We start from the raw sequence: 14,131 nt of genomic DNA, 5'->3' as shown, positions 1-14,131 counted from the left end.
GACCCGAAAATCCAGGAACACAGAAGCTCCCGGAAAGCTAACTCCGCCCCGCGCCCCAGTCCCGAAGAACCGCTGCCGCCGAGCGAGGTGGCTCTATACGCACCACCTCCCAAGTCCACAACCGATTCTTTGCCCATCCCACAAACTTTCGACAGAACCGGAATCGGCCGACCTGAATCGCTGGAGCGAGCGATCAGAGCCGGCCGACGGTCGAAGAAGGAGGACTGTGATCGCCCTCCCCTTTGATGGGATCAGAAGCGCTTGGTCAGCGACACGCCCCACAGTCGCGGATCGAGCGTGAAGACGTTGGTGGTCAAGAGAGAGTCATCGCTGTTCGTGAAAGCATCAACGATCGGCGCATCATCAAGCAGGTTCTTCACATAGGCCTGGATCAGCAGATCCGACTGCGGGAAGGCCCACGTCACGGTCATGTTGATGTTATCCCAGCCACGGATCTCGTCGTACTCGGTATTATAGACGCGGAAGTAGCTGTCTGCCTGACGGTAGTAGTCCCCACGAAGGGTCAGCTCGGACGACGAGAAGTGCCACGTATATTGTGCGCCCACATTGGCGGTCCAACGTGGAGCGTTCGGTAGCTCGTTGCCGGAAAGGTCTGCGGCAAAGCCCCGGCCACGGTTCGGAGCGTCCTTCCAAGGGTCATATGTAATGCCCGTCAGAAGGGTGAACGGAATGATGCCCGGATAGTCTGGCGTGAACGAACCATAGCGACCGGCACTGCCGCAGAGCATAGCCAGACCCAGCGAGCCGAAGCTGGCCCCCGCAGGCGAACTCAACAGACGCTCGACCACGGCTTTGGGCGCGATACAGTTCGACGGTACTTGGACCCATGGGCGCAGGACCACCCAGTCAGGATTGTCCTGGGTACGGTTCATGATGTCGATCGATTCTTCGCCATCAGCCACGCGCGTTTTTAGCAGACCAAAGTTGCCGTCGATGCGGAAGTTTTCGGTCGGGCGCCACACGGCCTCGAACTCGAGGCCCATGGATTCGGCGTCGAAATTCTCGTTAAGCGAGATGCGGTCGACGATCTGGGAGACCTGATAGTCCTTGTAGTCATAGTAGAAGGCGGTGACGTTCAGGCCGAACGCGCCCGTCGGGCTGAGGTATTTCGCCCCGATCTCATAGGCGTCCAGATATTCCGGTTCGAACACCTCGGCCAGCGGTTGGTACTGCACCACAGCCGGGTCCATGTCCGCACGGGGCGGATTAGTACCACCGCCCTTATAGCCATGACTGAAGGAGGCGTAGGTCATCAGACCATCGAACGGCTTCCAGTCGAACACCGCGCGGCCAGTGACGGCGCTCCACGACTGTTCCACGTCCGGCAGAGCATAATAGCCACGGGCGACGCGGCCGCCGGTCGTCACACCCACGCCATCTGCATCTTTATAACCCAACAGCAGCTGGCTTGGATAAGGGGTGGTGGTCTTGTTGTCGTCGGTATAGCGCAGGCCGATGGTCAGTCGGCTCTTCTCGCCGATGTCCCAATAGCCTTCACCGAAGACAGCCCACGAACGGGTGTGAACCTTGTTGAGGCTGCGGAAATAGTTGTGGCCATCGCCCACCAGTGCATCGAGCGGGCTGTAATCGACATAGACGCACTCGTTCGCACGCGGGTCCGAACCATCAACGCAGCGACGGGTGTTGGTGTCGGTGTAGTTATCGTCCGGCCCGTAGAACCACTCGGCGAGCGCGGTGAACAGGTTGTTGAAGACGTAGTAGTCGTCCTGCGTTTTGAAGTCGAGGAAGTTGGCACCGAGGCTGAAGTTGAAGCCCCCGTCATTGCTCGATTGCAGTCGGAACTCTTGATAAAACTGCTTGTTGTCGGAGCGGCTTAGATCGGCCGACTCCATACGGCGCGAGGCCCCGAGTTGCGGGTCGGTATAATAGCCACCCGGAGCGATGCGCGACGGGGCCACGACATCGCCCTTCAGCAAGCCATCCGAACTGTTGAACAGCTCGTTCGAGACGAAGCGGTTGTAATCCTGCGTCGCGTAGAAGTCGTCCTTGGAATAGGCCGTCTGCGAATAGAAGGTCAGGTTGGGCGAGAAGTCATACTCGAGGTTCAGCTGAACCACGTCGTTCTCGGCCACATATTTCGGATTATAGGACGTCGCGATTTCGCGGAGGTTTTTGGACTGGGTCTGTCCGGCGAAGGGGTCAGCGTAGTCCAGCAGGTTGACCGTAATGCGCTGACCGTTCACGATCCGCGTGCCCATGCCGATACCCGAGGCAATGATCAGCTGCCCGAGGCCAAGGCCGTTGGGCGTGTCATAGGCGGCATCATTATAGAGCGAGCCGGGCAAACAGCCCTGGTTCATACGACCAGCCCATTCCAGATTGGTCAGTCGCACGCTGCCGTAGGTCGTCTTGGTCGGATCCTTGGTGCAGAGCGTCTTGCCGGTGCGCAGACGGTCGTCATCCTCGGAGAAATGCTCCCAGATCAGGTTTGCACGGAAGCGGTCATTAGGCTCCCAGCCCACGGAGAGGCGCGTCGACCACAGATCGCGACCGTTCACCTCGGTATCGAGGAAGGTATTGTGATCGAAGCCGTCGCGCTGGGTGAAGCTACCGGCAGCGCGCACAAAGAAAGTATCGGAGAGCGGTACGTTCACCATCGCCTGACCGCGCAGGGTTCCGTAGTTGCCGACTTCGGCCTTGGCCATCGCCTCGAAGATCGGGCTAGGCAGGTTCGGCAACATGTTCACCACGCCGGCAGTGGCGTTACGGCCATACAAGGTCCCCTGAGGTCCGCGCAGCACTTCGACGCGCTGGACGTCAAGATACTCGGACTCAAACAGGCGGTTACGCAGAAGCGGGGTATTGTTGAAGCTGACGGCCACCGCCGGATCGGACGAGGCGGAGATCGCCTTGGTGCCGACGCCGCGAATGGCGAAATTGTACATCGAGAAGTTGGACTTGGCGAAGCTCACATTGGGGATTGCGCGCAGCAATTCCGAGCCCCCCTCGATCTTCATCACATCAAGGCTCTCGGCGCTAAGGGCCGTCACTGCGATCGGCACATCGCGAATGGACTGTTCGCGTTTCTGGGCCGTGACGATGATTTCGCCGAGTTCAGTCGGTTCGGCGTCCTGGGCGGCAGCGACCTGAGCCCCGCCAGCGACCAATGCGATTACAGAAGCGGTTACAGCCCACTTGGCACCCACGCGATGAGCGAAAGCCATACGTTCAAAATCTCCCCATACAGGGTGGCGATTTGATCGGTGCCACCCTTTTATTAGCCGCCTTTCGGGGTGATGCGAACGGGCGGATCGATCGCATACCTGCGATATACCAATCCACTTGCTGACCAAACTGTCAATACTTGTTTACACCGATGTGCGTTGCCCAGCCCTTGATGTTGGAGAATTATCGCAGGCGAAAAAGTCGGCCGCCCGCGATAGTTCGGGCGGCCGCAAAGTTGGTGCGTGATAGACGCACAACAGCAGGATCGCCGTGCAGGCGAGGATGCCATTTCCCGCACGGCGAGTTCCCGTTTGCGAAAACGGAAGCAAACCCATTCTGCCATTGCTTACTTCAATGTCAATATTGACGTAACAGCATTCTCTCTGCACAGTCGATTTTCCGGCGTGCGCACGTCCTCCCCCGAACGGTCAGCGCCATAGTTTGATGAGGCGGAAACAAGCGTATGGATGCGGACGTCATTGTTGTGGGTGCCGGTTTGGCGGGACTGGTCACCGCGCACGAGCTAAGACGCAAGGGCCGCAAGGTCGCGTTGGTCGATCAGGAGAACGCCAACAATCTTGGCGGACAGGCCTTCTGGTCGTTCGGCGGTCTATTCCTGGTCGATAGCGCTCAGCAGAGACGACTGGGCATCAAGGACAGTCTCGATCTGGCGTGGCGCGACTGGTGCGGCAGCGCGGGTTGGGACCGTCTGTCCGGCCCGATGGATCAGGACTATTGGGCGCAAAAATGGGGGCGCGCCTATGTCGAGTTCGCTGCGGGTGAAAAAGGCGGCTGGCTGAAACAGAACGGAATCAGCCTTACCCCCATGGTGGGCTGGGCGGAGCGTGGGTCGGGCCGTGCCGATGGGCATGGCAATTCGGTGCCGCGTTTCCACGTTGCCTGGGGCACAGGCACCGGCGTCTCCGAACCATTTGCCGACAGCGCCCGAGAGGCCAACCGTGACGGGACCCTCACATTCTATCACCGCCATCAGGTCGAGGCTCTGGTGGTGGAAGCGGGCCGCGTCGTCGGTGTACGCGGTAAGGTGCTGGCCAACGACGATTCTCCGCGCGCCGTTTCCTCCAACCGTATCCACGCAGGCAGTTTCAATCTGAGGGCCCAGGCCGTTGTGCTGGCAACCGGCGGTATAGGCGGAAACCATGAACTGGTCCGACGCTACTGGCCCGAGCGTCTGGGCAAACCGCCCAAAGAAATGATCACCGGCGTTCCTGCCTATGTGGACGGCAAGATGCTCGACATCGCGGAGCAGGCAGGAGCCCGCCTCGTGAACCGTGACCGGATGTGGCACTACGTCGAGGGCGTGAAGAACTGGGATCCGATCTGGCCGCGCCACGCGATCCGGATTTTGCCGGGGCCGTCACCGCTATGGCTGGATGCACTGGGGCAGCGACTGCCCTTCCCGGCTCTGCCCGGTTACGACACGGTAGCGACGCTGAAATACCTCCGCACCACGCCGGACATTGCCGAACACGACCACAGCTGGTTCATCGTCAGCCGCGCCATTCTGGCCAAGGAGTTCGCTCTGTCGGGCTCTGAGCAGAACTGCGACATCACCGATCGCAAGCGGCTGGCCGTCTTTATATCGCGCCTATCGTCAAAGGCTCCCGCCGAGGTGGAAGCCTTCCGCCAGCACGGCGAAGACTTTGTCACCGCCGACGATCTGGAAACCTTGGTGGGCAAGATGAATACTCTCACCGAGCGCCCTCTGCTGGATGCGGCCTTGGTACGTCAGCAGATCGAGGACCGCGACGCGCAGGTCGACAATCCCTACTCAAAGGATGCGCAGATCCAGGGCATCCACAACAGTCGCCGCTATATCGGTGACAGACTGGCGCGCACCACAAAGCCACACCGCCTTCTGGACCCGGCGCACGGGCCGTTGATCGGTATCAAACTTCATACCCTGACGCGCAAATCCCTGGGCGGATTGCAGACCGATCTGTCCTCGCGTGTCCTGCGTCCGGACGGGTCCGTGTTCGAGGGCCTGTATGCCGCAGGCGAAGCTGCTGGCTTCGGCGGCGGTGGCGTGCATGGATATAACGCATTGGAGGGCACCTTCCTCGGCGGCTGTATCTTCTCGGGACTAACCGCAGGTCGCGCCCTGAACGAAGCCCTTTGAATAGCCGCAAAGCGGACCCTGAAATCTTCCATGTATCTGCGGGGAGGCAGACTCTATGGACGCATCCATTGTGTTGATCGGACTGCCGATTGCGCTGGGCATCATCATGTTCGGCCTAGGACTGGACCTGACGCCCGCAGACTTCGCCCGCGTCGCCAAAAGGCCCAAGGCCGCAGCCGTCGCGCTTGGCTGCCAGTTAATCGTTTTGCCGATTGTCTGTTTCGGCCTGTGTCTAGCGTTCAGGCTGCCCCCGCTGATGGCGGTGGGGATGATGCTGCTGGCGGCCTCGCCCGGCGGGACAGTCGCCAACCTCTATAGCCATCTGTTCAGGGGCGATGTCGCCTTGAACATCAGTCTGACAGCCATCAACTCTGTGATCGCCGTCTTCACTCTGCCCATCATTGTCAATCTGTCGGTGGCCTATTTCCAGCCCGGCGACATGCAGGTGGGGCTCCAGTTCAAAAAGACCGTCGAGGTCTTCATGATCGTCCTCGTGCCGGTGATGATCGGTATGGCGGTTCGGCATCTGGCACCGCGCTTTGCGAAGGCTATGGACAAGCCGGTTCGTCTGGGATCGATCCTCATCCTGACGGTTGTCATTATCGGCGCAGCCATGTCGGGCCGTGAAGCTCTGATGGCGAATCTGGCCAGTCTGGTCGGGATCGTGGTGGCTTTCTGCCTGCTCAGCCTCAGCCTTGGCTTTATCATTCCGCGACTGCTCAAGATCGAGCGCCCGCAAGCTGTTGCCAGCAGTTTCGAAGTGGGCTTGCACAATGCCACGCTAGCCATTGTCATTGCGCAGTCGGTTCTGCAGAGCGCCGAGATGACGCTTCCAGCCGCCATCTATGGCGTGTTGATGTTCCCCATCGCCGCAGCGTTCGGCTTCATACTGACCCGTAACAAATCGGCTTGAACGCAAAGAGGCGGGGCTGATCCCCCGCCTCCTTCAATCAAGCGGCCTTGGCACCGAGATAGGCGTTGCGCAGTTCTGGCGGCACCTGTTCGTAGAGTATAGGCGGCGGGATTTTCAGGACCCGACGCGCTTCATCCAGCGGCATCGCCAGTAGCACTCTATAATCCACGCCCGGCAGCCATTCGGCCTTTCGGCCATCGCGCCAAGCCTTCCACACAGCGCGGGCACAAGGATAACCGGTGCGGGCGCGCATAAACTGGATGGCTACCGCCGCCGCGATTACGCCAAAGCCGCGACTGCGGGTCTGGGGCAAGGAAAAGGCGACGACACAAGCCTCGCCCAGGGCATTGGCACCATAGCCGGTCAGCACGTGCCAGATATCGTGGACATCGCGCAGCCGGCGCGCAAACCAGGCGTGCGGGTGAGCGGCTTCGATTTCGGTTTGCGCCGCCTTGCGGCTCTCGTCAGCGAGACCGTAAGCAGAAAAATTCTGATCTTCGACAAATTTGAGGTAAGCTCGTCCGACGCTGCCCTCTGGCAGTTGTCTTAACTGGTTATGATCCTGAAGAATTTCAGCGATCTCCACACGGCGGTAAGCTTCTTCCCCTCCTACGGGTGTTTCGAGCAGGCGTCGGTAGCCCCACTCGATCGAGCGCCCGACCAAAGCGTTCATTATTTCAAAGACTTGCTTCGTGTCGTCCTTGTCCGCAATCAGCTTTCTGATAGCTTTGGCGGCACGTATCGGTTGCAGTTGTTTTCTCGTCAGAGTTGACGAAGTGCGCGATACAACGGCTTTCTCTTGTAAGATTTCCGCGACGGAAACCTGAGCGGTAAGCGTCACCACTTGAAGTTCCTTTCGTTTTCGTGCGTAAGAAACTCTACCTACACGGATGTCATTTACATCAATGTCAATTGAATCGCAAGACCGTCCTCGCCGCCGCCGTCGCTCGCCCGAAGAGGCGCGCCGCGAGGCCCTGACCGAAGCCCGCGCCCTGCTTTTGCAAGGCGGTCCGGATGCGGTCACCTTGTCGGCTGTCGCCGGACGCATTGGTGTGACCCATGCCAATCTGATCCACCACTTCGGGTCGGCGGCCGGACTGCAGTCGGCCTTGATGGAGTCGATGGTCCGCGATCTGGCGGATGCCATTCAGGATGCCGTGGTCCGGTTGCGCACCGACGAAGGCGCTCCGATGGAAGTGGTGAGTGCGGTGTTCGAAGCCTTCGGCTCGGGCGGAGCAGGCCGACTGGCGGCGTGGATCGCCATGTCCGGTGACCTGTCGCATCTGGAGCCCGTTCGCATTGCCGTGCAAGATCTGGTTCAGGCGATTGAATCCAAGATCGGCAGCGCAGAACGTCTGCCGCGCAAAGCCATCGGCTCGGCTGTTCTGTTCATCGCTTTGACGGCATTCGGCGAGGCGCTGATTGGCGAACCCCTTCGCGACATGCTGGATCAGGACCCTGACGCCAGCCGCAATGTCGTGGCGCAGCTTCTGCCCGAGTTCCTCGCAAAGAACAGCACTTCTGCGGCTTAAGCCGCAAAGAGGCGTCAATTCGTCTCACCTATTTGTTTTAGCCCGCTCTTCTTTTTCGTCATCTGGCGATTTAGTGATCAGACACGGGCGGCAAGCTTTGTTACAGCAGTAACTCTCACCGTGGCTGCACAAGCTACGCTTTCTGCTGCCTATTTTCCGGCACGTGCTCTTTGCGCATTTCGTCGGCCATAGCATCAAGACGCGCAGGGGCATGCCCTGCACCCACATCTTAAGGAGACGCGCCCGCGGATGAACCAGGCCACGCTGCTGCTGATACCCTTCGCTACCCCTTTCATTGCAGCAATTGCGGCAAGTTTCTTGCCGACCAAGGCCCGCAACGCCGCCGCAAGTCTGTCCTCGCTGACCGCCCTGATTGGCGTCTTCTCTCTGTTGTGGCTTTATCCGACCGTCGCCTCGGGCGAGGTGGTCCGCTTTGCAGCCGAATGGCTGCCCAGTCTTGATGTTGCCTTCCGCCTGCGTCTCGACGGCTTTGCATGGCTGTTTGCGCTAATCGTTCAGGCTATCGGCCTGCTGGTTGTGATCTATGCGCGATATTACATGTCGCCCGAAGATCCGGTCCCGCGCTTCTTCTCCTTCCTGATGGCCTTCATGGGGGCCATGACCGGCGTCGTTCTGGCCGGTGACATGATCCAGTTGGTCCTGTTCTGGGAACTGACCAGCTTCTTCTCGTTCCTGCTGATCGGCTACTGGAACCACAGCGAGGCCGCTCAGAACGGGGCCAAGATGGCTCTGACGGTGACGGCGCTGGGCGGCTTGTCGCTGCTGGCCGGTGTGGTTGTGCTGGGCCGCATCGTCGGCAGCTTCGACATGGACATCGTGCTCGCCTCGGGCCAGATCATCAAGGACAGCCCGCTTTATCTGCCCGCCATGGTGCTGATGATGCTGGGTGCCCTGACCAAGAGCGCGCAGTTCCCGTTCCACTTCTGGCTGCCGCGCGCCATGGCCGCCCCGACGCCGGTCAGTGCCTATCTGCACTCGGCCACGATGGTGAAGGCGGGCGTCTTCCTGATGGTCCGCTTCTGGCCCGTACTGGCGGGTACGCCCGAGTGGGGCTATCTGATCGGCGGTGCGGGCATGATCACCCTGCTGTTCGGCGCCTGGGCGGCTGTGTTCCAAAATGACCTCAAGGGTCTGCTGGCCTATTCCACTATCAGCCATCTGGGCCTGATCACCCTGCTGCTGGGTATGGGCACGCCGCTGGCCGCTGTGGCCGCCATCTTCCACATCGTCAACCACGCCACCTTCAAGGCCTCGTTGTTCATGGCGGCGGGCGTGATCGACCACGAAAGCGGCACCCGCGACCTGCGTCGCCTGTCGGGCTTGCGCAAGCTGATGCCGATCACCGCCACTCTGGCCATTGTGGCTGCGGGCGCGATGGCAGGTGTGCCGTTGCTGAACGGCTTCCTGTCGAAGGAAATGTTCCTGACCGAAGCGCTGGAAGCCACCGAAGGTCGCGATCTGTCGCTGCTGGTGCCTGTTCTGGCCACCATCGCCAGTGCGCTTTCCGTCCTCTACTCCGTGCGTTTCATCCATCAGGCCTTCTTCGGGCCCGCCCCGACCGATCTGCCCAAGACCCCGCACGAGCCGCCGCGCTGGATGCGTTTCCCGATCGAACTGCTGGTGCTCACGTGCGTACTGGTAGGCGTCATTCCCGCCCTGACCATTGCTCCGCTGCTGAAACTGGCTGTGCTTTCGGTGCTTGGCCCCGAAACGCCCTCCTACAGCGTCTCGATCTGGCATGGCTTCAATCTGCCCCTGCTGATGAGCGCTATCGCGCTGGTGGGCGGTACGCTCGCCTACGTTCTGCTGGGCAAGCACATCAACCGCGCCGAGCGCGCGTGGATCATCGGGCGTTTCAGCGGCAAACGTGCCTTTGACCGCTCCATGCGCTTCCTGACCATGACTGCGGAATGGACCGTTCGCCAACTGGGATCACGCAAACAGCAGTCGCGTATCCGGATGCTGGTGCTGTTCGCCATTCTCGCGGCAACGGTCGCAGCGGGCGCGACCGGTCTGGGCTTTGCCGAGGCAGGCATAAAGATCCAGCGCCCGGGCATCGGCTTTACCATGCTGTGGGTCATCGCCAGCGGTTGCGCCATCGCCGCCGCGTGGCAGGCCAAATACCACCGCCTTGCCGCAGTATCGCTGATGGCTGGTTGCGGCCTCGTCTCGGCCATCACCTTCGTCTGGTTCTCGGCACCCGATCTGGCGGTCACCCAGATGCTGGTGGAGATCGTGACGGGCGTCCTGCTGCTGCTGGGCCTGCGCTGGTTGCCCAAGCGTTCGGTGGAGATGGCCCCCAGCAAGACGGACTTCCGGTCGCGTCGCCGTCGCGCCGCCGACTTTGCCATTGCCATCCTCGCCGGTACCGGCATGGCCGTCATGGCGTTTGCCGTCATGACCCGTCCGGGCGAGAGCCATCTGGCCAACTTCTTCCTCGAGGAATCATATCCGCGGGGCGGTGGCCGCAACGTGGTCAATGTGTTGCTGGTGGACTTCCGCGCCTTTGACACCATGGGCGAGATCACGGTTCTGGGCATTGTGGGCCTGACCATCTGGGCCTTGCTGCGTCGCTTCCGTCCGGCCGAAGAGAGCCGTGGCATTACCGAACAGCGCCGCGTTCAGGACCGCCACGACCAACGCCACGAACAGCGCAAGTCGGGCGATACGCTGAAAGAGACCATGCTCATCCCCGCCGTGGTGATGAAGTGGACCTTCCCCTTCATCATTCTGCTGGCGCTGCACCTGTTCCTGCGCGGGCACGACCTGCCGGGCGGCGGCTTTGCCGCAGGTGTCGCGATGTCGGTGGCGTTTATCCTGCAATACATGGCCGAGGGTGCGCGCTGGGTCGAAGACCGCCTGCGTATCCGTCCGCTGTACTGGATTGGCGGTGGCCTGCTGATTTCCGCCCTCACGGGTGTGGCCTCGTGGCTGTTCAACTATCCGTTCCTGACAACCTATTTCCAGTACGGCAGCCTGCCGTGGGTGGAGAAGGTGCCGATGGCAACAGCCGTTCTGTTTGATCTGGGTGTAGCCCTGCTGGTGGTTGGCGCGACCGTGCTGATGCTGACCGCTATCGCCCACCAGTCACTTCGCAAGGCTCGCGATGTCGAGCCGGTCCAATCAGCCGAGGAGGGTTTGTAATGGAGATCGTCCTCGCAATCGGGATTGGGATATTGACCGCATCGGGCGTGTGGCTGCTGCTGCGCCCGCGGACCTTCCAGGTCATTATCGGGCTTAGCCTTCTGGGCTATGCGGTGAACCTGTTCATCTTCGCCATGGGCCGTCTCAAGGCCGGTGCGCCCCCGCTCGTCAATCCGGGCGAGGTGGACACCTCTGCCTATGCCGACCCTGTTCCGCAGGCGCTGGTCCTGACGGCTATCGTCATCTCCTTCGCCCTGACCGCCCTCTATCTTGTTGTCCTGTTGACCGCGCGCGGCATCACCGGCACCGACCACGTTGACGGACAAGAACCCGAATGACGCCGTCACTACTCGAACATCTTATTATTCTGCCGATCCTGCTGCCTCTGGTGGCGGCGGCTTTCATGCTCTTGCTCAAGGAGCAGCGCTACAAGACCAAGGCGGCGCTTAGCCTCGCGGTCTGTGCCGCCCTGCTCGGCACCGCCCTACTGCTGCTGCAGGAAGCCAGTGTCGGCGGCTCGGGGGGTGGTGACACCGCCCGCGTCTATAGCCTCGGCAACTGGGCCGCGCCGTTCGGTATCGTGCTGGTGGCCGACCGTCTTTCGACCCTGATGCTGGCGCTGATCGCCGTCGTCGGTGCGGCGGGCCTGATCTTCGCGCTGGCGCGATGGGACCGCGCGGGGCCGCGTTTCCACGCCCTTTATCTGTTGCTGATGATGGGCGTCAGCGGCGCGGTCCTGACCGGCGACCTGTTCAACTTGTTCGTCTTCTTCGAGGTCATGTTGGCGGCCTCCTATGGCCTGCTCCTGCACGGTTCCGGCGAGGCACGGGTCAAGGCGGGCCTCGGCTATGTCGCGATCAACCTTACGGCCTCGCTGTTCTTCCTGATCGGCGTGGCGCTGATCTATGGCACGGTAGGTGCGCTGAATATGGCCGACCTATCGGCGCGCATTCCCTATATTCCGGACGCAGACCGCCCGCTGTTTGAAGCCGGCTGTGCCATCCTTGGCGTAGCCTTCCTGATCAAGGCCGCTGCCTGGCCGCTGGGCCTGTGGTTACCGGGTGCCTATTCCGCAGCCAGCGCCCCCGTAGCCGCAGTCTTTACCCTGCTGTCCAAGGTCGGGGTCTATGTGCTGCTTCGCCTTTCGATGCTCATGTTCTACCCCGAGAGCGGGGCCAGCGCGGGATTTGCCCAGACCCTGCTGACGGTCATGGGTCTGGCCACCGTCCTGTTCGGGGCCGCAGGCGTCATCGCCGCCCAGCGTCTGGAGCGTGTGGTCGGTTATGCCGTAATGGCATCGTCCGGCACGGTACTGGCGCTGGTCGGCATGGGTCAGGCGGATGTACTGGGTGGTGCGCTGTTCTATATGGTGGCCTCGACGCTTGCGACCGGAGCCCTGTTCCTGATCGCCGAGATCCTGACGCGCGGCGATGACCGCGCATTCGCAGGCCAAGAGGCCTTCTTCGACGACGAATACACCGACCCGTTCGAGGCTGACGAAGTCGAAGAAGTTGGCCGTGTCATGCCGCGCTCGCTAGCCCTGCTCGGCGCGTTCTTTGCCTTTGCCGCACTGGTCGTAGCGTCGATGCCGCCGCTCGCCGGCTTCATCGGTAAGCTGGCGATCTTCATCGGACTTCTGAACGGAGAGGGTGCCCGCCAGCCGCTGAACTGGTGGATTATCGGCATCCTGTCCTTCTCCAGTTTTGCCACCCTGATCGCCCTTGTCCGCATCGGCATCGACGGCTTCTGGAAGCGTGACGAGAGCAATGCCCTGGCGGTTCGCAGCCCCGAGTTCGTGGCCATCGGCGGCCTTATCGGTTGCTGCCTCTGGCTGACGGTCGCAGGCGGTGCGGCGCTGGACTACACCTCGCACACCGGTGACTGGCTGACCCGCCCGACCGACTATGTGGCGGCTGTGCTGAAGGGGCGTCTGTGATGCGCAAGGTTGCTCAGTTCATCTTGCCCCACCCGCTCCTCAGCGTCGCCCTGTTCGTCGTCTGGCTGTTGATGTCGACGCCCTTTGGCAACGGTCACATCACCATTGCGGTGATCGTTGCCCTGCTAGTGCCGCAGGTAATGCAGGTGCTGGAGCCGGAACGGGTCAAGGTTGCAAAGCCCCTGTCGGTCGTGCGCCTGCTGTTCCGCCTTGCCGTGGACATGCTCAAGTCGAACTGGGAGACGGCCCTGATCGTCATGGGCCATCGCAAACGCGAGCGTAAATCGGGCTTCGTGCGCATCCCGCTGGAGTGCAAGAACCGCTACGCCCTGGCCTGCCTTGCCATCATCGTCACCTCAACGCCCGGTACGGCATGGGTTCAGTACGACCGCTATTCGCGCACCCTGCTGATGCATGTTCTGGACCTGCGCGATGAAGATGACTGGAAGCAGATTCTGCATGACCGCTACGAGAGCCTGTTGATGGAGATCTTCCCATGACCCCCGCCGCCATTGTCTTCTGGGGCACAGGCTTTGCGCAGGTCGTGCTGGCATTCTCCATGCTGCTGTGCGCGTGGCGCATCCTGATCGGCCCGCGGGCTCAGGATCGGGTTCTGGGTCTGGATACGCTCTATCTCAACGGCATGCTGCTGATCATGGTGCATTGCATTCGCACGGCCCTGACTGCCTATTTCGAGACGTCGCTGATCCTTGCTGTGATCGGCTTTACCTCCACCGTGGCACTGGCCAAATTCCTCATGCGTGGCGAGGTGATTGAATGATGACTATTCCTGAACACCTGCCCGCCATCCCGATGTGGGCAGCCATTGTGGTGACGGCACTGTGCGTTCTGGGGGCTCTGGTGGCCCTGCTAGGCAGTATCGGCCTGCGCCAGCTTCCCACGATGTACGACCGTATCCACGCGCCGACGCTGACATCCACAATGGGGGTGGCATGCATGGTCATCGCCATGTCGGTGTATTTTAGCTGCGTCGAAGGCTTTACGCTCAAGGCGCTTTTGATCGGCATATTCGTCCTCGTAACTACGCCGGTCACCATGGTGCTTCTCGCCCGCGCCTCGGTTTACAGGGACCGGGTCGAGGGGAGTAACAACGTCCCCAAAGACGATCTTTGACAAACCGCTCAAGACGGGCCCGAACCCAGGATCGGGCCCGTTTTCATTGACCGCCGGACAACGACCTTACAGATCATTCACTTGTCTTAGCCACTCGCCTCCAT

11 protein-coding genes are annotated in these 14,131 nt (G+C 61.1%); 9 read left to right on the top strand and 2 right to left on the bottom strand.

The genetic code is table 11. The features are described 5' to 3' along the window. Positions 1-251 precede the first annotated feature (251 nt). The gene (locus tag LOX95_RS12555) at positions 252-3,206 is read right to left on the bottom strand and encodes a TonB-dependent receptor (protein WP_242915122.1); all 2,955 of its coding nucleotides are present in this window, start codon (positions 3,204-3,206) and stop codon (positions 252-254) included. Positions 3,207-3,670: 464 nt separating this feature from the next. Between LOX95_RS12555 and LOX95_RS12550 the strand changes: the two genes are divergently transcribed. Then, positions 3,671-5,347, top strand: a complete 1,677-nt coding sequence (locus LOX95_RS12550; protein WP_242915120.1) for an FAD-binding dehydrogenase — start codon at positions 3,671-3,673, stop codon at positions 5,345-5,347. 55 nt (positions 5,348-5,402) lie between these two features. Further along, positions 5,403-6,260 (top strand): bile acid:sodium symporter family protein, encoded by an 858-nt coding sequence (locus LOX95_RS12545; protein ID WP_242915119.1) that lies wholly within the window; start codon positions 5,403-5,405, stop codon positions 6,258-6,260. Between the two features lie 37 nt (positions 6,261-6,297). On the opposite strand, the gene LOX95_RS12540 is transcribed toward LOX95_RS12545, so the two are convergent. Beyond that, positions 6,298-7,104, bottom strand: a complete 807-nt coding sequence (locus tag LOX95_RS12540) for a Coq4 family protein (protein ID WP_242915117.1) — start codon at positions 7,102-7,104, stop codon at positions 6,298-6,300. Positions 7,105-7,165: 61 nt separating this feature from the next. On the opposite strand from LOX95_RS12540, the gene LOX95_RS12535 reads away from it, so the two are divergent. The 7 genes from LOX95_RS12535 (at position 7,166) to mnhG (ending at position 14,027) form a co-directional block, all read left to right on the top strand. Next, on the top strand, positions 7,166-7,792 hold the full coding sequence (locus tag LOX95_RS12535; protein ID WP_242915115.1) for a TetR/AcrR family transcriptional regulator: 627 nt from the start codon (positions 7,166-7,168) through the stop codon (positions 7,790-7,792). 249 nt (positions 7,793-8,041) lie between these two features. Beyond that, complete coding sequence (locus LOX95_RS12530) at positions 8,042-10,957, top strand: monovalent cation/H+ antiporter subunit A (protein ID WP_242915113.1); 2,916 nt, start codon at positions 8,042-8,044, stop codon at positions 10,955-10,957. After that, positions 10,957-11,295, top strand: a complete 339-nt coding sequence (locus LOX95_RS12525) for a Na+/H+ antiporter subunit C (protein ID WP_242915111.1) — start codon at positions 10,957-10,959, stop codon at positions 11,293-11,295. Before LOX95_RS12530 ends, LOX95_RS12525 begins: the two co-directional genes overlap by 1 nt. Further along, positions 11,292-12,893, top strand: coding sequence for a monovalent cation/H+ antiporter subunit D (locus LOX95_RS12520; RefSeq protein WP_242915109.1), 1,602 nt, complete (start codon positions 11,292-11,294; stop codon positions 12,891-12,893). Before LOX95_RS12525 ends, LOX95_RS12520 begins: the two co-directional genes overlap by 4 nt. Beyond that, complete coding sequence (locus LOX95_RS12515) at positions 12,893-13,393, top strand: Na+/H+ antiporter subunit E (protein WP_242915107.1); 501 nt, start codon at positions 12,893-12,895, stop codon at positions 13,391-13,393. The genes LOX95_RS12520 and LOX95_RS12515 overlap by 1 nt, the downstream gene beginning before the upstream one ends. Beyond that, positions 13,390-13,674: a K+/H+ antiporter subunit F gene (locus tag LOX95_RS12510; RefSeq protein WP_242915105.1), complete on the top strand. Its 285-nt coding sequence runs from the start codon at positions 13,390-13,392 to the stop codon at positions 13,672-13,674. The genes LOX95_RS12515 and LOX95_RS12510 overlap by 4 nt, the downstream gene beginning before the upstream one ends. After that, positions 13,671-14,027, top strand: coding sequence for a monovalent cation/H(+) antiporter subunit G (gene mnhG, locus LOX95_RS12505; protein ID WP_242915103.1), 357 nt, complete (start codon positions 13,671-13,673; stop codon positions 14,025-14,027). Before LOX95_RS12510 ends, mnhG begins: the two co-directional genes overlap by 4 nt. The last annotated feature ends 104 nt before the right edge of the window (positions 14,028-14,131 follow it).

Source organism: Brevundimonas pishanensis (assembly GCF_022750635.1).
Lineage (GTDB): Bacteria > Pseudomonadota > Alphaproteobacteria > Caulobacterales > Caulobacteraceae > Brevundimonas > Brevundimonas pishanensis.
This window is presented reverse-complemented; position numbering and strand designations above follow the sequence as displayed.